This window comes from Campylobacter concisus, assembly GCF_003049705.1.
GTDB lineage: Bacteria > Campylobacterota > Campylobacteria > Campylobacterales > Campylobacteraceae > Campylobacter_A > Campylobacter_A concisus_AR.
The window spans coordinates 53,438-73,019 of the sequence record NZ_PIRF01000004.1; the positions used below are offsets into that span (position 1 = coordinate 53,438).

Genomic DNA, 19,582 nt, shown 5'->3' on the forward strand with positions numbered 1-19,582 from the left:
TCCTACGTCCATTTTTTACTTTTTATTTTTTCTATCGGCAAAATTTCCATTTTGCTCAATAGTAGCGATACCAGCCGTCCTTGCAACGAGCCTATCGTTATACTCTTTTCTCATGTGCTGTGGTATAGTTTTTTGCGTTAGCGCAAATAAAATAAGCCCGGCAAAAAGCACCAAATAAACATAGATAAAGCCAAATGCTCCAAAAATTTTCATCGCATAGCTCATAAGAAGCGGCGAAAAAAGCGAAGCCAAAGAGTAGCTAAATAGCAAGGCACGTGCGACTTGCACGCTCTTTGTCTTGTCTGTGATCTCATCATTTGCCCTAGCCAGAGAAAGCCCATAAGTGCAAAAAATTCCAGCCCCAAAAAAGAATGAAAGCAGATATTCAACCGTTAAATTTTTGCCATTTAGCAAAAACAAAACCGCGCTTATTAAAGCCACACTGCTACAAAGCAAAATAGCTGGCCTTCTGCCATATCTATCAGAAAAACTACCGATAAAAACTTGAGCTAAAAAGCCTCCGATCATCGCAACCGTCATAAAAAACGATGCCTCTTTTGTGCCGTATCCTTGAAGCAAGACAAAAAGGCTTGCCATCGAAAAAAAGCCGTTTATTGCTAAGCCTGCAATGAGTGCACCAACAAGAGCGAGTGGGACTATGCCAAAAATTTTTGGGATATTTATGGGCTGACGCTCTGGGATTTGAGGCTGATTTATACGGATCAAATTTAATGGAATGCTTGAGAGCATGATAAAAGCTGCGCTTATGATGAAAATTTCAAAGGTTTTAAGATCAAGCGCTAAGATCAAAATGCCAAGTCCAAAACTTGTGTAAAAAACGCCTTCATAAAAGGCTATCACACGAGATCTTATTTTGTTTGGAATTTTTGCATTTAGCCAGCTTTCTATAACCATCAAAAGCGCGTAGTAGCAATATCCCAAAAATGCACGCAATATCGCCCAGAATACTAAATTTTGATTTACCGCATGAAGCATAGCTGAGACTGCAAAAATGGCTGAAAAGATGGCAAATGCTCTGATGTGGCCAGTAGTTGAGATGACTCTGTGAGCTGTAATGGTGCTAATTAACGCACCCACAAAAAAGCCCGTGTTAATTAATCCGATCTCTAGCTCACCCACTCCGTTTTGCTTAAGAAGTGCGCTACAAGATGCGATGACTAGGCCATTTCCGATAAAAAGCAAACTCATGCCCAAAAATAGCGGTCCCATCGAGCGGATGATCCTAAAGCTACTTGCCATCAGTGTCCTTTGCAGTATTAAATTTATTCTCCATAAGCCCAAAAATAAATGCGCCAATTGGCATCGGAGCAAGCCCAACTAAAAAGCCAGACACATTTAGTAAATTTTCATTTTTTAAAAAAATAAATCCAAAAAAAAGTATCGCATAAGCCACCAAGCGGTAAGGCATAAAGGCTGCCACAAAACTCTTATCTTTAAATGAAAATCTCTGCTTTTTTAGCCTTGCTTTCTCATCCTTTAAGCTAAAATCTTTTGCCTCATTCTGGGGCAAAATTTCTTCTTCCTCTTCGTCCTCTTCTTCTATCTTGGCTAAAATTTCATCTCTTGCATTTTCTAGCCGAGAATTTATGCGGTTTTTATAGGCAAAAAAACTAGCCGTTAGAATAATAAGCGAGGCAAAAAATGAAATTTGCGAGCTTATGAAAAATTGATTTGATATAAATTTGCCAACCACGCTAAGAGCCAGCCAAAGCGCAAAATAGCAAATCAAAAGCCTACTAATCGTCCTCATCATCGTCTTTTGTGTAGCCTTTGTATCTGCTTTCATCTTTTAGCTCATCTAGGCTTTTTATCTGCGCTTTGTAAGCTTTATAGACGTTTAAAATAGCAGCTGCGATGCCAATAGCAAAGCCTATCCAAAGAGCTGGTGTAAAATTTGTAGCCTTTTTTACAAAATACCCTAGTCCAGTGCCAAGCAAGATCGCAACTACGATTGAAACGCCAAGACTTAGCTGCTCAGCACCTGCTACGATATCTTTTATCTTAAATTTTGCCATTAAGCTTTTATCTCCAAAAACGCCTCTTTAGCTGCGCTTACCGCTAGATCGATATCCGCCTCACTCATCGCATCGCAGACAAATCCAGTCTCAAACTGACTTGGAGCTAGATAGATTCCACGCTTAAGCATAGCTTGATGAAATTTAGCAAATAGCTTTGTATCGCTCTTTAGCGCATCATCGTAGTTTTTCACGGCATGATCTGTAAAAAAGTAGCCAAACATAGAGCCACGAACACCAGTTTGGATAGTGATGCCAGCACTCTTTGCAGCCTCTTTAAAGCCAGCCATTAGTTTTAGGGCAAGCTTTTCGAGTCTAGCGTATAAATTTGGATCACTATTTATCTTTGAAATCGCCGCTATACCAGCACTCATCGCTACTGGGTTGCCACTTAGCGTGCCTGCTTGATAGACAGCGCCATCAGGACTTAAGCAGTCCATTATCTCGGCCTTGCCACCAAATGCAGCGACGTTCATGCCTCCGCCTATAACCTTGCCAAATGTGATGAGATCAGCGTCCACCTCATGAAATGGATATGAGCCAAGGCGAGAAGCCCTAAAACCGCTCATAACCTCATCAAGGATAAGCACAGCGCCAAATTTATCGCAAAGCGCTCTAAGCTCCTCTAAAAATTTCTTATCAGCTGGTACAAGCCCCATATTTCCTGCGATTGGCTCAATTATAACGACGCCGATTTTGTCTTTATTATTTTCAAAGATGGCTTTTACACTCTGGATATCGTTATAAACTGCTAGATAAGTGTTTTTCACAACATCTTGTGGTACGCCGCTACTTGAAGCATTGCCGTATGTCGTAGCGCCACTTCCTGCTTTTATAAGAAGTGCATCGCTGTGTCCGTGATAGCAGCCTTCAAATTTTATTAGTCCATCTTTTTTGGCATATCCTCTAGCCACTCTTATCGCGCTCATAGTTGCCTCTGTACCAGAGCTAACGAAGCGAATTTTATCTATTTGTTTAAACTCGTCACATATTAGCTTTGCAAGAGCGGTCTCTTTTGGTGACGGCGCGCCGTAAGATACGCCTTGTTTTACAGCAGAGATGATCGCCTCTTCGATATCTTTGTCGCAGTGACCAAATATGAGCGGTCCCCAGCTTTGGATGAAGTCAAGGTATTTTTTACCATCTACGTCGTATAGATAAGCCCCCTTTGCGTGATCTATCATCACAGGCTCACCACCAACGCTGCCAAATGCACGTACTGGCGAATTTACACCACCTGGGATATATTTTTTGGCTTCGCTAAATGCCTCTTTATTTGTCATTTTTTATCCTTTTGATTTTGTGTTTTTAAATTTGTCTTTTGATTATCTTTTGGGTTTGTAGCTGGTTTTACTGCTGACTTTGGTGCTTGCGTAGTAGCAGTTTTTGCTGATTCAGCTGGTTTTGTAGCAGGGGCGGCTTTAGCAGATTGCTCTGGCTGTTTTTGTGTCGTATCAGTGGAAACTGGCTTGCCTAAATTTTGTGCTTTTGCTGCTTTTGAAGGAGTATTTATCTTATTCGTAATGTATTCATAAAGAATCGTAGTCTCCTCTTCTGTCAAAAAATAGCTTGGCATGACACCTTTTGGCTTAGTTAGAGCGGCTTTAAAGCTTTCAAAATCTATATCATTTATCTTTGGCGCTCTAAGCTCATCATCAACCGTTTTGTTTGCCTTTTTGTCAAAGTGTTTGTATTTAGAGATTAGACTGCCCTCGCCCTTTGTACCGTGACATTTATCACATCCTATACCGCGTGGATTTAGGTAGAGCATTTTGGCATATTCGGTCTTTGTGATAAAATCAGCTCCAAAAATCGCCACACAAAAAAGCAAAATCAAAAAAACAGACCGCATAAACCTCTCTTTTAAAAATTTAATTTAATTTTAGGTATGATACCACCCTTGTGATTAAAAAAGCTTTTAAATAAGGATCCAATATGAAAATTTTAGACGGCAAAGCCGTATCTTTAAAGGTCAAAGAAAGCGTAAAAGTAAGAGCTGAAGAACTGAAAAAATTTGGCATAGAGCCAACCCTAGCTGTTATCTTAGTAGGCGAAGATAAAGCATCTCAAACATACGTTAGAGCCAAAGAAAAAGCCTGCAACGAATACGGCATAAAAAGTGTAGCTCACCGTCTAAGCGAAAATACAACCCAAGCAGAGCTTCTAGCGCTTATAAATGTGCTAAATTTAGACGATAGCATCCATGGAATTTTAGTGCAGTTGCCACTTCCAAAACATATAGATACAAATACCGTTTTAGCTACGATTGATCCAACAAAAGACGTAGATGGCTTTCACGCTGTAAATGTCGGCAAACTTGTTAGTGGACTAGATGGCTTTGTGCCTTGTACGCCGCTTGGAGTTATGGAAATTTTAAAAGAGTATGACATTAATGTGGCTGGACTAAATGCGGTGGTGATCGGTAGAAGCAACATTGTTGGCAAGCCTATGGCAAATTTACTTCTAAACGCCTCAGCAACCGTTACCGTGACTCACAGCAAGACTAAAAATTTAAAAGAAATTTGCAAAAATGCCGACCTCATCGTCGCAGCCATCGGTAAGCCATTTTTCTTAAAGGCAGATATGGTAAAAGATGGCGCCGTAGTCGTTGATGTGGGTATAAACAGACTTGATGATGGCAGACTTGTAGGTGATGTGGATTTTGACGAAGTCGCACCAAAATGCTCATACATCACGCCTGTTCCTGGCGGCGTAGGTCCGATGACCATAGCCATGCTTTTAAATAACACAATCCTTGCAGCCCAAGCTAAGATAGCTAGCCACAAAAGAGCGTAATAATGAAAAAAATTTTTACTAAATTTTATGACTTTTGCTCGAGCTGGACAGGCACGGTCATCATCGTGCTTTTTGTTATATTTTTCATAGCTCAAGCCTTTGTTATCCCGTCTGGCTCGATGAAAAATACGCTTTTGGTTGGTGATTTTTTATTCGCCAAAAAATTTGTTTATGGCATACCAACACCAAGAATTCCGTGGCTTGAGGTAAAAATTTTACCTGAGCTAAATGACAATGGGCATCTTATCACAGGCGATGGTCCGGCAAGAGGCGATATAGTCGTCTTTCGTTATCCAAAAGACGAGAAAACCCACTTTGTAAAACGCTGCTTTGCCACAAGCGAAGATGAGATAGTATTTACCGAAAAAGCCCTCTATCTACGCCCAAAAGAGGGAGATGATTTTATAAAGGCAAACTGCCGTGAAAATTTAAACGGCAAAGAGAGTAAATTTGGCTACTCATGTAGCGATATAGCCGAGCTTGATGGCAAACTTTTCATAAAAGAGCCATATAGGTTTAGCGGCATCCACTATGACGAAAATGTAAATTTATTTGAGCAGATGATTTTCATGCTAAATACAAACAAAGATAGTGTTTTTATGAAGCCAGTGTCCATTAGCTCATTACCGCAAAATCCAAATTTTAACCTTAATGCATTTTACGTCAAAGTACCAAAAGATGAATACTTCATGATAGGTGACAACCGCGATCACTCAAACGATAGCCGTTTTTGGGGAAGTGTGGCTTACAAGGACATAGTCGGACAGCCTTGGTTTATATATTTTAGCTGGGACAAGAACTACAATGTGCGCTGGGAGCGTATCGGGCGTTTTGTAGATACGATAGAAAATGACGAATTTTTCACTAACAAAGCTCTAAAAGAAGGCGAAGTAGATGGGCTTCATTGATAACATAGACATAGTTAAAGTCGCCACTATCGTCATCTCTTTAATAATCGCCATCGTCGGCCACGAGATCGCTCACGGATATGTCGCTTATAAATTTGGCGACAACACCGCAAAAAGTCTTGGCAGGCTTAGTATAAACCCTATAAAACATATTGACCCAGTTGGCACCATCATCGTACCGCTGGTACTTTACCTAAGCACTGGTATGATGTTTGGCTGGGCAAAACCAGTGCCTGTAAATACCTACACAGTAGTGCGAAATGGCGGCTACAAAGCAGCTATCTACGTAAGTCTAGCTGGCATTTGCTACAACGTCATCCTAGGCATTTTGTCGCTTTTTGTGCTAAAGGCTTTATTAAATATAGAAACCTTTGAAATTTTACTTCAGTTTTTATTTACGCTTGCGCTTTTAAATTTGATGTTAGCCATCTTTAATCTCTATCCGATCCCGCCACTTGATGGCTTTCACGCGCTCGAGTATGCGCTTAGAAATTTTGGTTTTCACGCACTAGCTGAAAAGCTTGAGGGCATCTCGCGATATGGCTTTGTCATCCTTATCATCATCCTCATCTCGCCTTTAAAAGATACTATCTTTTATCCGACAAGATACGTTTTAGATATCGCAAGTGCATTTATAAACGGCTAAATTTAGAGCAAATTTGCTCTAAATTTTTGGCTTTTTGATCTTATAAGAGTACTCTTTTTTAAATTCCTCTTTTGGCGCAAGGCTAAATTTAAGCTCCACCTTGCCATCTTTGCTGATATCTTTTTTATCAAAGCCCTTTATCTCGACCTTTACCGCCTCATCGGCAGACACTGGTACACGATCGACCAAAGTAACATCAACGCTCTTGCTTGAGTTATTTTTGATACTTATCTCATAGCCCTCTTCGCTTAAGCGCTCTTTGCCAAGAAACGAGCTCTTTTTAAATTTATTTAATCGCTCTTTTTTAAGCTCGATTAGCTCGTTTTGTCCTAAAAATAATTGCACTGGCTCATCTTTAGCTTTCATCTCAAACTCGCTTGGACTGCCAACACTCACACCATTAACGTAAAACTGCGTTTTGGCTGGCGTTAGATCATCATTTAGCTTAAAGCTAGCTACGTTATATGCCTTTAGCGAGCCGTAAAAATCAGCAAAAACGCTAAAATTTGCGTCCATTTTTTGCGTGTCGTAAGTTATATATTTGCTCTCGCCTTTTGCTAAATTTATCCCATCTATCTTCCAAATTTTGGCAAACTCATTCTCATCTCTTTGCACACGCATATCAGCGACCTCAGCGGCGACTTTCGCGGCTCTTAGCATATCTTTCGAAGCGCCGTAACCATCAGCCTCCGCCTCGCTCTCCTCGTACCAAGGGTAAAATTTACTTGGAGCAAGCGCCTTTTGATATCTGGTTGGATAGATGGCGAGCTTTAAATTTTTAACATCGCTTACAAAAGGGTTGGTGAGCAAAATTTCTTGTTTTATCAAGATATTTTTGTTTTTTGTGTCTGCATAAATTTCATTTAGCGTCTTTGGCGCCTCATCACCCATGTATGAAAGCGTCGCCTCTTTTGGGTCGCAAGCAAATTTCATATCAAGCTGCAAAAATCCAGCCATCTCGCTCTTTGGCTCATTTTTATTAAGCGCTTCAAGCTCACTTTTAGCAGCTGAAATTTTCTCAATATTTTCTAGGCTAAATTTATAAAACTCATCAGCTCTTTTTGTCACATCGTTACTTTTGTTTTCTTCTACTAAAGCCTGCTCTATAAATCTACCTCTTGCATTTAGCGCCTCAAGCTTGTTATTTAAATTTGCAACTTCTTGCTTCCATTTTATGTAACTTGGACTATTTTCTTCACTGATCTTTTTTAGATAAGCATTCGCGTCACAATCCCCATTTATCGTGATGTTCTCACTCTCCACACCCTCTGGCACAAAGGCGCTAAAAGAGCTATTTGCGTCATTAAATTTTTGAGTGATGATGGTTTGATCTGTGTAGATCTCTATTAGATTTTCATTTGCAAAGGCTAGCGTAGAAGCCGCTAAAAAGAGTGCTTTTTTCACATTTTCTCCTTTAAATTTTTGGTAAATTATAGCTTCATTTTGGCTGAGAGTAAAATTTTATTTTAATGCAACTTTGACTATAATCAACAAAAAATTTAACGGACTTTTCATGAAGATAGACAAAGTTTTCTTAGCTAGCGATCACGCTGGTTTTGAGCTAAAAAACGAGCTTAAAGAGGCCATTAAAGGGCTTGGATACGAAGTGGTTGATCTTGGCACAAACGATAAAAATAGCGTTGATTACCCTGATTATGCGCATTTGCTGGCGAGCAAGCTTGAGCCTAACTGCTACGGCGTGCTAGTTTGTGGCACTGGCATAGGCATATCAATAGCTGCAAACAGGCACGAAAACGTAAGATGCGCCCTTTGCCACGACGAATTTACCGCTAGACTTGCCAGAGAGCACAACGACGCAAACGTGATCGCTTTTGGCGCAAGAGTTATCGGCGCTGGCGTGGCTATCTCGGCGGTTGAAGCCTTTTTAAAGACTGAGTTTGCAGGCGGCAGACACGAAAGAAGAGTCAAAAAAATAGAGCTTGAGGCAGGCAAATGATAGGCGAGTGGATCGTTTTTACCGCTCTTGTTTGTGCTGCGATCTACCTAACCGTCATGGTTTTTTACTTCAAAACGCTTCTAAAAAAAGAGCGTGCGACAAAAGATTTTATGAAAAATAACCTCCAAGACACCGAGGTCGTCATAAGAAAATTTCAGATCCAACTTCAACGAAGTCTAGGCAACATCGACATCTTAACAGATGAGCTAAACAAAACTAAAAACGACGTAACCTCACTTCGCACAAGAAACTCCCAGTACCGCTTAGAAAACGATAAGCTAAGACAACGCATTCGTGAGCTTGAAGGCAAGATCGAAGCGCTACTTTAACATCAAATTTAAGGAAATTTATGAAAATTTTAGATCAAAAAGGAAGAGAATTTTTACTAAACTCTATTCGCTGCATAAACGACTTTCCAAAGCCTGGCATAGTCTTTCGCGACATCACAACACTACTAAACAACAAAGATGCATTTAACTTTTTGATAGATCATTTAGTGGCGAGATATGAAGACGCAAATATCGACTACATCGCTGGCATCGAGTCACGTGGCTTCATCTTTGGCGCGGCGCTTGCGGCAAGGCTAAGGCTGCCTTTTGTGCCTATTCGCAAGCCAAAAAAACTGCCTTTTATCACGCTTTCTCAAAAATATAGCCTAGAGTATGGCGTCGATGAAGTTCAAATTCACATCGATGCTTTTGGAGAAAAAGCGGGCGCTAGAGTGCTTTTGATGGATGATCTCATAGCCACTGGAGGCACCGCAAAGGCTTCAGCTGAGCTTATCAACCAAACTAACGCAACCTGCGTTGAAGCTTGCTTTCTCATAGATCTAGTCGATCTAAAAGGGAGCGAAAAATTAAAGTCGCTTACTAAAATTTATAGCGTTTTAGAGGTTTAGAATGGAAGAGTTTTTTATAGAACTACTTAAAGAGTACGGCTACATCATACTTTTTGTCTGGTGTATAATGGAGGGCGAGATGGCCTTAATAATGGCTGGAATTCTCGCTCACACCACGCACATGCATATCGCGCTTGCTATATTTGTGGCTGGACTTGGAGGCTTTGTGGGAGATCAAATTTACTTCTATCTTGGCCGTTACAATAAAAAATACATCGCAAAAAGGCTTCACACGCAGCGTAGAAAATTTGCAGTGGCGCACATAATGCTGAAAAAATACGGTTGGCCGATCATCTTTTTGCAACGCTATATGTATGGTTTTCGTGTCATCATACCGCTTTGCATAGGGCTTACTGGCTATGATGCTAAAAAATACGCCTTTATAAATTTAATCAGCGCTTGGTGCTGGGCGGCGATCACCACCATACCTGCTTGGATACTTGGTGAGCATATACTTGTGCTGCTTCAAAAAGCAAAAGAACACTGGTACGTCGCTATCCCAGTGGTTGCCATATTTATGGGACTTTTGATCTATACATTTAAGCGCATCGAAAATAAAATTTTAAACGAAAGGAGAGACAGAAGACATGCAGTTTCAAATAGTTGATAAAAAATTAAAAGATATAAAAGCTGATATTGAACTAATTTTCGTAGTAGATAAGGAGTTAAAACATAAATTTATAGGCGATAAAGAGGCTATTAAATTTAATAATTACAAAGGTGAGAGTGTCCTTGTCCTAAGCGAGGCAAAAAGGGCTTACGTGCCACTTTTTAAGCTTGATCTTGACGAGCTTAGAGTTGCAGCTGCTAAAGCTTATAACGCACTAAAGTCGCTAAATATTAAGAGCATAAAGTTAGCTTCTTACATAGCGGAGTGTCAAAAACTAAGCTTTGAGGCGCTAGCTGAGGGCTTTTTGCTTGGAAGTTATGAATTTAACAAGTATAAAGAGAAAAAAGAGAAATACACCCTTAAAGAGATCATCTTTTCTACTGAAGAATTTGCTGGCAAAAAGGTCGATCTAAAAGCTGCAAATGATGGCTTTAAAGAGGCAGAGATAATAGCAAGTGCTACAAATTTTGCAAAAGATATCGTAAATGAAATCCCAGAAATTTATACACCACAAAAGATGGCCGAGGATGCGCAAAATTTAGCCAAAAACATCGCAAGCATAAAGTGCGAGGTCTATGACGAGAAATTTCTAGCAAAAGAGAATATGAACGCATTTTTGGCGGTAAATCGCGCAAGCGTGCATAAACCAAGGCTCATCCACCTAACCTACAAGCCTAAAAAGTCTAAAAAACGCATCATCTTTGTTGGCAAAGGGCTAACATACGATAGCGGCGGACTTAGCTTGAAGCCGGCTGATTATATGCTAACTATGAAATCAGACAAAAGCGGTGCAGCAGCAGCACTTGGCATCATAAAAGGTGCAGCAGAGCTAAATTTACCATTTGAAATTCACGCCATTTTGGGCGCAACTGAAAATATGATCGGCGGCAACGCCTATAAGCCAGACGACGTGCTTATTTCAAGAAGTGGCGTTAGCATAGAGGTGAGAAACACCGACGCGGAGGGACGCTTGGTGCTGGCTGACTGCCTAAGCTACGCGCAGGACTTTAAACCAGACATCTTAATCGACATGGCAACCCTAACTGGCGCTTGCGTCGTGGGACTTGGCGAATACACGATAGGCATCATGGGCAACAGCGAGAGCCTAAAAAATGAGTTTAAAAACAAGATAAAAGATAGCGGCGAGCTAGCAACTACGCTTGATTTTAACCCTTATCTTAGCGAGCTTATCAAAAGCCAGATCGCAGACGTTAGCAACTGCGCATCAAGCAGATATGGTGGTGCGATCACAGCTGGCATGTTTTTAGCTAAATTTATCAAAGATGAGTATAAAGATAAGTGGCTACACCTTGATATCGCAGGCCCAGCATACCGCGAAAAGGCTTGGGGATACAACCAAGCAGGTGCGAGTGGAGCAGGAGTTAGGATGAATTTATACTTTTTACAAGCACTTAGCAAGGAGAATTGATGGGACTTTCAGTTGGAATAGTAGGCCTACCAAATGTGGGCAAATCAACGACATTTAACGCACTTACAAAGGCGCAAAATGCCGAGAGTGCAAACTATCCGTTTTGCACTATCGAGCCAAACAAAGCCATCGTGCCAGTGCCTGATAAGCGCCTAAATGAGCTTGCAAAGATAGTAAGTCCTAATAAAATTCAGTATTCAACCATCGAATTCGTAGATATCGCAGGCCTTGTAAAAGGGGCTAGCTCTGGCGAGGGACTTGGCAATAAATTTTTATCAAACATCAGAGAAACCGAGCTTATCTTACACATAGTTCGCTGCTTTGAGGATGAAAACATCACTCACGTCGAGGGCAGCGTCGATCCAGTAAGAGACATCGAGATCATCCAAACCGAGCTGATACTAGCTGACATCGAGCAACTAAATAAAAAGATAGAAAAGCTCACAAGAGAGGCAAAAGCAAATGCAAAAGGTGCTAAAGAGGCGCTAGAGATAGCAAATTTACTTCTTGCTCACCTAAATGATGGCAAAAGTGCGAGCAGCTTTGAGCAAAGAGATAGTGAGGCGTTTTTGGCACTAAACAAAGAGCTAAGGCTTCTAAGCGCCAAAGAGGTAGTTTATGGCGCAAACGTCGATGAAGAGGGGCTTAGCGAAGATAATAAATTTGTAAAAGCGCTAAAAGAGTACGCAAAAGCCTCAGACCACGAGGTGATCAAGCTTTGCGCCAAAGTAGAAGAGGAGCTAATTGGTCTAAGCGACGAGGAGGCACACGAGTTTCTAGCCTCTCTTGGCACGAGCGAGAGTGGCCTTGAAAAGATCATCAGAACATCTTTTGCAAAGCTAAATTTGATAAGCTATTTCACAGCTGGCGTCGTTGAAGTAAGAGCTTGGACGATCACAAAGGGCTGGAAAGCACCGAAAGCAGCAAGCGTCATTCACAACGACTTTGAGAGGGGTTTTATCAGAGCTGAAGTGATAAGCTATGACGACTATATCGCACATGGCGGCGAAAACGGAGCCAAAGAGGCTGGCAAGATGAGACTTGAGGGCAAAGACTACATCGTACAAGATGGCGATGTTATGCACTTTAGATTTAATGTTTAATTTTAGCCCTCTTTTGGGCTAAATAGTCAAAAAATATTTAGTCCTTGGGTTGTAAGGTAAATTAAAACTTCCTTATTATAGTTGATAAAAATTCTTTTGAAAAATATACTAAGTTATCTTATATCTTATTAATAATCTTTATTGATACACAAGCTTCTCTATACAAGTAATGGTGTAAATGCTATCAGCTCTGTGATATCAATATGGATTTTATGGGTAAGCCAATTAAATCTTAGGACAAAGTACTAAGTCGAGAGAAATTTCGATAGATAAAATAATGTATTCATCATCTTTTACAAACTTTTAAATCTATAATAATTTTTAAAGACTGTGTAAAACTTACAACCAAAGTCTAAGCAAATAAGACACCGGCCAAGTAGGGTATAAAAATTTTACTTATATGCCTAGCATATTTATTTTATTATTCCGATGGTCTCAGCAAATTTAAGCTCTTTATTTTCAAAGAGATTGTATTCGATCGCATCTTTTTTGCTAAGTATCACGATAGTTGAGCCAAGCTCGAAATTCCCAAGGCGCTCGCCCTTTTTGATATGTAAATTTTCATACTCATAAATTTGCGTGAAATTTGCCATCGCATTTGTCTGGATGCGCTCATCAAAGCAAAATTTCATCTTACCAACGTTTAGCGCGCCCACGAAAACTAGCCAAAGTTTTTTGCCATTTTTCATCTCGCAAAGTAGCGCCACACGCTCGTTTTTGGTATAAAGGCTATCAACCTTGCCAAGCCATTTTACCGCCACACTGTAAAGCTTGCCAGGGATATAAACCGCTTTTTTTATCGTAATATCGCAAGGTGCGTGATAGTGGTGGTAGTCTTTTGGACTAAGGTAGATGTTAGCAAAGTCAAACTCGCCCTCAAGCTCGCCCTGCCCCAAAAGCTCTTTTAACCCGTAATTCATGCCTTTTATACTAAAAGCTTCTAGATCCTTTGTAGTGCCAAAACTAAGGCAGGTGCCGTCAACTGGGCTAATAAATATCTCATCTGCTGCGTCAAATTCTCTTGGCTTTAAGAGCTCTCTGGTAAAAAGTTCGTTTAAATTTTTATACTCATTTGCTGGCTTAAACTCGCTCATGTCAATCTTAAATAGCTTTATATAAAAGGAGTTGATAAGCTCTTGAAGCGGTTTAAAAAAGTTTAATTTTGCTACCTTGCCAAAAATTTGAGAAAATAGATTGTCCTTGTTCATTTTATTCCTTGCTTAAATTTAAAATAGCGATCTCGCTGGGGGCAAATATCCTAACTGGAGGTCCCCAAAATCCTGCACCACTACTAACATAAGCTTGCATTTTATCATTAATCTTATAAAGCCCATGTAAAAAACCTTGATCCAGTAAAACTAAGATACTAAAAGGGAAAATTTGCCCAGCGTGCGTGTGACCGCAAAGGACTAGATCGACATCTTTTTGCATAGTTTTTATAAATTTTGGCTGATGAGAGAGTAGGATGGTCGGCAAATTTGGATCGCGTCCAGCTAGTGCTTCGTCTAAATTTGGCTCTAAATTTTTAAACCTTATGCCAGCTAGATCATAGACCCCTGCTAAATTTATGCCAGCTATTTTTTCATTTTTATTGCCAAGCACCCTAATACCTAGAGCGCGAATTTTTTCTAATATCCCATCAACTCCGTGGTAGTATTCGTGATTGCCAGGGACATAAAAGGTGCCATAGGTACTTTTAAGGTTTTTTAATGGATCTAAAAAATCGCCGATAAGCTCAGCTCTCATATCAACCAAGTCGCCAACTATCACCACTAGGTCTGGTCTAGCTAAATTTATCTCTTTTATAAGCTCAGCCACAAAGTCCTTTTGCAAAAACTCACCAATATGTACATCTGTTATCATGGCTATTTTTAGATCATTTTGTAAATTTTTTATTTTTATACTAATTTGTCTAATTTTTGGCGGAGTAAGTGCGTTAAAAATTCCTTTCAAAAAGCAAGCAACTATAAAAACAACAAATGTCACATCAAAGCAAAATTTAATAAATTTTCGTCTTGTGGGATTAAAATGAGCTTTTGAGCAAATGGATCTAACAACATCATAAAACAAACTAACGCCAAATAAAAAAAGAGAAAAACCAATGAGCGTTCCTGCTATCAGGTAGAGTTCTATATTTAAAAAAGAAAATCTTAGTTGAAGAACAAATACAAACTCAAGTACACTAATAATATAGAAAAATATACGAATTTTTTTAAGATGCGGTGTAAAAAACGATACCTTTTTAATAAAACGTTTGTATGAGTATAAATTTGTAAGAACACTAAAGATAAATGCCCCGATAATGATCCGAAAAAGTCCCAAAATATCTCCTTAAAAACAAAGATTATATTTTATATTTTTAAATTTACATTATAAATTTTATTAATTATTTAGAACAATTTGTAGTGCTAAGCTGTATGATTTTATAATTTAAATTTACAAAAATAATTGTTAAAAGATATTTACTTTAGGATAATAACTAAAAGATAAAATTTTGGAATTTAAAAATAAAAAGGTGGGAAAACTCCCACCTTAAAAAGAATTACTGGACTTTGCCAGACTCAATTCTTTCTTTATAGATTTTGCGAAGTTTTCTAATGTCGTTCTTAACTTCGAATACACCATGCCAGTGTGAATAGTCAGGGCCACCCATTAGAGCGCCTTGTCTCATACGACGGCCTTCATGGTGCCACATATGATAGTAGATATCTTGGAATTCATCTTCCCAAGCATCTTCTAGTAGTAGGTTTTTAGCTTTCAACTCTTCAAGCATCTTAGTTGCTTCAGCATTGTAAACGTTATAAAGCTCTACTTGTTTATCACCCATAATGAAGAAGTTATCTGTATGAGTTGATGTATGGCAAGCTTTACAAACTAGCTTCATCTCAGCTCTTGCTGCTTCTGGTCCATTTGGATGACCTGCTAGAGGTGTTCCTACGTTTAGTTTGCCAGTTTTTTCGTAAACAACAGCAGCTTGTTCATCACCAGCTGTTCTTAGCTTACTGCTGACGCCCCATAGGTTCCATTTTAGTCTTCTTGAAACGTTGTGAGTTGTTGTTGTTTCACCAACACCACTCATGTGGCAAGCTGCACAAGTTGGAGCTCTAAAGTCTGGTACATCCCATGTATCAGGAGCAGCATCAAAATTCCATTTGTGAGCTTCGCTATTATAGATATGTCCGTGCATTGAGTTGTTAAAGATCTCAATATCTGGGTGATCAGGTCCAAGGTGGCAAGATGCACAAGCAGCTGGTTTTCTAGCTTCAGCTATGCTAAATGTGTGTGCGCTGTGGCATGATTTACATCCGCCTACGCCACCATCAGGATAAACATTACCTATACCGTAGTTTGGCCAAGTCTCTTTTGTAGGTTTGTGATCAGCGTCTAGTTTGATGACGGTTCCGTGGCACTGAGAACAACCAGTAGCGTCTGGAGCCATTTTGTATTCTGGATGATCCATACCTTCATAGTGATACATTAGTTTTACTATCACAGGGTTAGCATACATTTGCATAGCACCTCTTGCGTGACCACTCTTAACAAATTCTTCAACCTCATTCTCGTGGCACTTAGCACAAGTTTTTGGGCTAACTAGCATTGATACGTGGTTGTTAGAATCTTTTGGATGCACCTTAACTGAAGCCATAGGATTATCTGCATTTACAGAGTGGCAATCCATACAACTTACGCCAACGTGAGCGTGGCGACTATTTTTCCAATCGGCAACTATGCCGGGTGTCTCTTTAGCATGGCACTCAACACAGCTTTTTGATAAGTCTGACATTTTGTGAGCAACTTTAATATTTTTTACAACATTAAGGTTTAAAGCGTCAGATTTATTTGCATCCATGTTTGCGGCAACGCCAAAAGACATTAGACAGGCTAATAACATTAGCGACTTTTTAAACATCTTTCCTCCTTATTTGGTTTTATTGTTCTCTTGTTTTTTTATTGCTTCAAATTTATCGATTTGTAGTCCTAAATTCTTGTGACCAACGTGCTCGTGGCAGTCAACACATGATTTTTTATTAGGATTTCCAAGAACGAAATAATCTCTATGTGGCAAGAATGATTTACCAGCTTGAATAACATTTTTTAAATTTGAGTGGCAAGTTAAACATCCACTATCATAGACAAAGTGAGATGCATGCTCGCGTTTTTTGCGCCAGTCGATCTTGTCCGTATCTGTAAAAAATGTCTTATAACCATCATTTATCGATACTTTAAGTTTTGTAAGTACATAGGTATAGGCACTTGTATGATTTAGGTGACAGGCTGAACATTCAGCTTTTATGCCAAGCTTGTTATTGCCACCGTGTACATCTTCATGATATGCAGCATTCATAGGATCCATAGTGTGGCAAATGGTACAGATGTAGCCGCTACCAGTTGCATGAAGTGCATCAGCAATACCCATAGACGCAATAAGTCCGATCACAATGCCGATAATAACAGATGACCAAACAAAAAATTTCTTCTTAACTTCAGCCAAAATCTCCTCCTGAATTTATCAATATATCGTAAATTTTTACGAAAATTTTAAGTGAATGTTATCTAAAAAAATATAAATTTTTTCTTTAAGTAAATAAAAATATTTATTTGATATTAACTTTCAATAAGAATAAATTTCTTGCAGTCCACCCACATCTTTTTCCAAAATTTGGTTCTTTTCATCAAGTTTAACTAAACCATTTGTTTTAAATTTATTTAAAATTCTCGAAAAAGTTTCTGGAGTCATATTAAGTATTGATGAAATTTTTGTGTGTTTTAGCTCGTTAAATAAATCTTCATGATCTAAAATAAACTTAGCCACTTTTTCTTCTGAGCTTAAAATTAACTCTTGATGAAGTAGATTTGTTGTGATTCTTATCTTTTCGGACATTGATTTTAAAAATTTCATACAAATTTCTGGTTTTATTAAAAATTCAGCCGCGAATTTTTCATAATTTATCTTTAACACCTCGCCAGATATGGTAAAAATGGCACTAGCTGGGTAGACAATATTTTCAAAATTTACGACTTCAGCTACAAAATTCATAGGTGCTAACTGATGAATAAAAATTTCTTTTCCGTTTGCCGTGGTTTTATAAAGCTTAACAGAGCCACTTATTAAAAATATTAACCATTTTGGCTCCTCACCTTCCATAAATAAAAATTCACCCTTTTTATACTTTTTTACGACACTTATGGCTTCAAGTTTGGCTAAATCTTCTTCGTTTAAGCCTTGAAAAAATGGGATTTTCTCTATCATATTTTCACTCGCCTTTTTGAAATAAAAAATATTTTAGCATATAAAAATAAGATAAATTTTAATAGATTTTCAAAGGGAATTTTCCCTTTGAATTGTATGAAATTATTTTTTAAGTAGATCTCTAATCTCAGTTAAAAGTGCAATGTCGGCTGGAGTTTCAGGCTCTGCTGGAGCTGGCTCTTCTTTTGGTAATTTATTTTTAAGTGTATTTAAAGCCTTGATGACGCAGAAAATACAAAATGCAATTATTAAAAAATCAACCATTGTTTGTATAAATGAGCCATAATTTATCGTAACGGCAGGTGCTCCATCCACCGCTTCTTTTAGTGTAAGCTTAAGATCAGTAAAATTTACACCGCCAGTTAAAACGCCAACAACAGGCATGATAACATCACCAACTAGTGATGAAACGATCTTTCCAAACGCACCACCTATAACAACACCAACTGCCATATCTATGACATTTCCGCGCATCGCAAATTCTTTAAATTCGCTTATAAAACTCATTGTTTCTCCTAAAAATGTTAAATTTTTGTTCGGATTTTATTCAAGAAATGCTTTGCTTCGGCTAAAAAAATCAAATTACATAACTTTAAATTTATCAAGCTGGTGTTATAATCCAAATTCAAAATTTAACGTAAGGAATGAGCTTATGTATCGTTTTGCACCCTCTCCAACAGGAGATATGCACATAGGAAATTTACGTGCCGCTATTTTTAATTATATTTGTTCTTTACAAGATAAAAGCGGCTTTATTTTACGTATAGAAGATACCGACAAAGAGCGAAATATAGAGGGAAAAGAGAAAGATATCTTAGAAATTTTAAGCAAATTTGGCATAAAACCAGAGCAAATTTACATCCAAAGTGAAAATTTAAAATTCCACAGGCAGTTAGCTTCAAAGCTTCTTATCGATAAAAAGGCCTTTGCTTGTTTTTGCACCGAAGAAGAGCTTGAGGCAAAAAAACAAAAAGCAAAAGAACAAGGCGTGGCATATAGATATGACGGTACCTGCGAGAGACTAAGCGATGCTGAAGTTTTAAACTGCGAGAAGCCATTTGTCATCCGCATGAAAAAGCCAACACGCACTATGAGCTTTACAGATGCGATCAAAGGCGAGCTAAGCTTCGAGCCAGACGCTGTTGATAGCTTTGTCATCATGAGAGCAGACAAAACACCAACTTATAACTTCGCCTGCGCAGTCGATGATATGCTTGAGGGCGTGACCTTTGTCATACGTGGCGAGGATCACGTGAGCAATACACCAAAGCAAGACCTCATACGCGAGGGTCTTGGCTACACCGGCAAGATGAATTACGCGCATTTGCCTATACTTTTAAATATTGAAGGTAAAAAAATGAGCAAGCGCGAGAACGAATCAAGTGTAAAATGGCTCTTTGAGCAGGGATTTTTACCTGAGGCGATCGCAAACTATTTGATACTTCTTGGTAACAAAACTCCGACTGAAATTTTTACCATCGAAGAGGCGGTGAAATGGTTTGATATAACCAAAATTTCACGTTCACCTGCTAGATTTGACATTAAAAAACTTGAGCAGATAAATAGAGAACACATCAAGCTTGCCTCAAAAGAGCGTATAAAAGAAATTTTTGGTGTAGATGAAAATTTGGCTGAGTTAGTTAAATTTTACACTCAAGAAAGCTCACTAGTGCCTGAGATAAAGGCAAAAGTTGAGGCTATATATTCGCCAAAGATAGCTCCAGATGAGTACAAAAACGAATTTGATATCATCAAAAAAGCAGCTCGTAATTTAAAAGCTTGCAAAACATTTGATGAGTTTAAAAAAGAGCTTATGAGCGCTACAAATTTAAAAGGTAAAAACTTTTTCATGCCGCTACGTGCGCTTCTTACGAACGACCTTCACGGTCCTGAGCTTAGTGAGCTCTATCCTCTTATCAAAGATGATCTGGCTAAAATTTTAATCTAG

General features: G+C 38.8%; 21 protein-coding genes and 1 pseudogene. 10 read left to right on the forward strand and 12 right to left on the reverse strand.

Annotated elements, in window-relative coordinates:
- Positions 1 to 15: 15 nt before the first annotated feature.
- From CVT05_RS05170 to CVT05_RS09340, 5 genes and pseudogenes are all read right to left on the reverse strand, one after another.
- Positions 16 to 1,260 carry an MFS transporter gene (locus CVT05_RS05170; protein WP_107698055.1) on the reverse strand — a complete coding sequence of 415 codons (1,245 nt, stop codon included), beginning with the start codon at positions 1,258 to 1,260 and terminating at the stop codon, positions 16 to 18.
- Positions 1,250 to 1,807 (reverse strand): hypothetical protein, encoded by a 558-nt coding sequence (locus CVT05_RS05175; protein ID WP_234400555.1) that lies wholly within the window; start codon positions 1,805 to 1,807, stop codon positions 1,250 to 1,252. The genes CVT05_RS05170 and CVT05_RS05175 overlap by 11 nt, the downstream gene beginning before the upstream one ends.
- The gene (locus tag CVT05_RS05180; protein ID WP_084108504.1) at positions 1,758 to 2,036 is read right to left on the reverse strand and encodes an AtpZ/AtpI family protein; all 279 of its coding nucleotides are present in this window, start codon (positions 2,034 to 2,036) and stop codon (positions 1,758 to 1,760) included. Before CVT05_RS05180 ends, CVT05_RS05175 begins: the two co-directional genes overlap by 50 nt.
- Entirely contained in the window at positions 2,036 to 3,319 is a 1,284-nt protein-coding gene (hemL, locus tag CVT05_RS05185) for a glutamate-1-semialdehyde 2,1-aminomutase (RefSeq protein WP_107698057.1), read from the reverse strand. Before hemL ends, CVT05_RS05180 begins: the two co-directional genes overlap by 1 nt.
- A gap of 233 nt (positions 3,320 to 3,552) precedes the next feature.
- Positions 3,553 to 3,888, reverse strand: a pseudogene (locus CVT05_RS09340) (c-type cytochrome); the annotation flags it as partial.
- Positions 3,889 to 3,971: 83 nt separating this feature from the next.
- On the opposite strand from CVT05_RS09340, the gene folD reads away from it, so the two are divergent.
- The 3 genes from folD to CVT05_RS05205 are packed head-to-tail and all read left to right on the forward strand — an operon-like array spanning position 3,972 to position 6,386.
- Positions 3,972 to 4,832 (forward strand): bifunctional methylenetetrahydrofolate dehydrogenase/methenyltetrahydrofolate cyclohydrolase FolD, encoded by an 861-nt coding sequence (gene folD / locus CVT05_RS05195; RefSeq protein WP_107698059.1) that lies wholly within the window; start codon positions 3,972 to 3,974, stop codon positions 4,830 to 4,832.
- A gap of 2 nt (positions 4,833 to 4,834) precedes the next feature.
- Entirely contained in the window at positions 4,835 to 5,740 is a 906-nt protein-coding gene (lepB, locus tag CVT05_RS05200; RefSeq protein ID WP_107698060.1) for a signal peptidase I, read from the forward strand.
- Positions 5,727 to 6,386: a site-2 protease family protein gene (locus tag CVT05_RS05205; protein ID WP_107698061.1), complete on the forward strand. Its 660-nt coding sequence runs from the start codon at positions 5,727 to 5,729 to the stop codon at positions 6,384 to 6,386. The genes lepB and CVT05_RS05205 overlap by 14 nt, the downstream gene beginning before the upstream one ends.
- Before the next feature lie 18 nt (positions 6,387 to 6,404).
- On the opposite strand, the gene CVT05_RS05210 is transcribed toward CVT05_RS05205, so the two are convergent.
- Positions 6,405 to 7,790, reverse strand: a complete 1,386-nt coding sequence (locus CVT05_RS05210) for a DUF4139 domain-containing protein (RefSeq protein ID WP_107698062.1) — start codon at positions 7,788 to 7,790, stop codon at positions 6,405 to 6,407.
- Positions 7,791 to 7,899: 109 nt separating this feature from the next.
- Between CVT05_RS05210 and rpiB the strand changes: the two genes are divergently transcribed.
- Genes rpiB through ychF form a run of 6 tightly spaced genes read left to right on the forward strand, consistent with a single transcriptional unit; the run spans position 7,900 to position 12,383 of the window.
- Positions 7,900 to 8,343 (forward strand): ribose 5-phosphate isomerase B, encoded by a 444-nt coding sequence (rpiB, locus tag CVT05_RS05215; RefSeq protein WP_021086444.1) that lies wholly within the window; start codon positions 7,900 to 7,902, stop codon positions 8,341 to 8,343.
- Positions 8,340 to 8,672 (forward strand): hypothetical protein, encoded by a 333-nt coding sequence (locus tag CVT05_RS05220; RefSeq protein WP_002939538.1) that lies wholly within the window; start codon positions 8,340 to 8,342, stop codon positions 8,670 to 8,672. The genes rpiB and CVT05_RS05220 overlap by 4 nt, the downstream gene beginning before the upstream one ends.
- Before the next feature lie 20 nt (positions 8,673 to 8,692).
- Entirely contained in the window at positions 8,693 to 9,241 is a 549-nt protein-coding gene (gene apt, locus CVT05_RS05225; protein ID WP_107698063.1) for an adenine phosphoribosyltransferase, read from the forward strand.
- A 1-nt stretch (position 9,242) separates the two neighbouring features.
- Positions 9,243 to 9,848, forward strand: coding sequence for a DedA family protein (locus tag CVT05_RS05230; protein WP_021083652.1), 606 nt, complete (start codon positions 9,243 to 9,245; stop codon positions 9,846 to 9,848).
- Entirely contained in the window at positions 9,829 to 11,280 is a 1,452-nt protein-coding gene (locus CVT05_RS05235) for a leucyl aminopeptidase (protein WP_107698064.1), read from the forward strand. Before CVT05_RS05230 ends, CVT05_RS05235 begins: the two co-directional genes overlap by 20 nt.
- Complete coding sequence (gene ychF, locus CVT05_RS05240) at positions 11,280 to 12,383, forward strand: redox-regulated ATPase YchF (RefSeq protein ID WP_107698065.1); 1,104 nt, start codon at positions 11,280 to 11,282, stop codon at positions 12,381 to 12,383. The genes CVT05_RS05235 and ychF overlap by 1 nt, the downstream gene beginning before the upstream one ends.
- Positions 12,384 to 12,796: 413 nt before the next feature.
- On the opposite strand, the gene CVT05_RS05245 is transcribed toward ychF, so the two are convergent.
- From CVT05_RS05245 to mscL, 6 genes are all read right to left on the reverse strand, one after another.
- Entirely contained in the window at positions 12,797 to 13,591 is a 795-nt protein-coding gene (locus CVT05_RS05245) for a phosphatidylserine decarboxylase (RefSeq protein ID WP_107698066.1), read from the reverse strand.
- A gap of 1 nt (position 13,592) precedes the next feature.
- Positions 13,593 to 14,705: a metallophosphoesterase gene (locus CVT05_RS05250; RefSeq protein WP_107698067.1), complete on the reverse strand. Its 1,113-nt coding sequence runs from the start codon at positions 14,703 to 14,705 to the stop codon at positions 13,593 to 13,595.
- 220 nt (positions 14,706 to 14,925) lie between these two features.
- Positions 14,926 to 16,293, reverse strand: a complete 1,368-nt coding sequence (locus CVT05_RS05255) for a multiheme c-type cytochrome (RefSeq protein ID WP_107698068.1) — start codon at positions 16,291 to 16,293, stop codon at positions 14,926 to 14,928.
- Between the two features lie 9 nt (positions 16,294 to 16,302).
- Positions 16,303 to 16,875 carry a cytochrome c3 family protein gene (locus CVT05_RS05260; protein ID WP_009294580.1) on the reverse strand — a complete coding sequence of 191 codons (573 nt, stop codon included), beginning with the start codon at positions 16,873 to 16,875 and terminating at the stop codon, positions 16,303 to 16,305.
- A 120-nt stretch (positions 16,876 to 16,995) separates the two neighbouring features.
- The gene (locus tag CVT05_RS05265) at positions 16,996 to 17,634 is read right to left on the reverse strand and encodes a Crp/Fnr family transcriptional regulator (protein WP_107698069.1); all 639 of its coding nucleotides are present in this window, start codon (positions 17,632 to 17,634) and stop codon (positions 16,996 to 16,998) included.
- 102 nt (positions 17,635 to 17,736) lie between these two features.
- Positions 17,737 to 18,141, reverse strand: coding sequence for a large-conductance mechanosensitive channel protein MscL (gene mscL / locus CVT05_RS05270; RefSeq protein ID WP_054196324.1), 405 nt, complete (start codon positions 18,139 to 18,141; stop codon positions 17,737 to 17,739).
- Positions 18,142 to 18,286: 145 nt separating this feature from the next.
- Between mscL and gltX the strand changes: the two genes are divergently transcribed.
- Positions 18,287 to 19,582, forward strand: coding sequence for a glutamate--tRNA ligase (gene gltX, locus CVT05_RS05275; protein WP_107698070.1), 1,296 nt, complete (start codon positions 18,287 to 18,289; stop codon positions 19,580 to 19,582).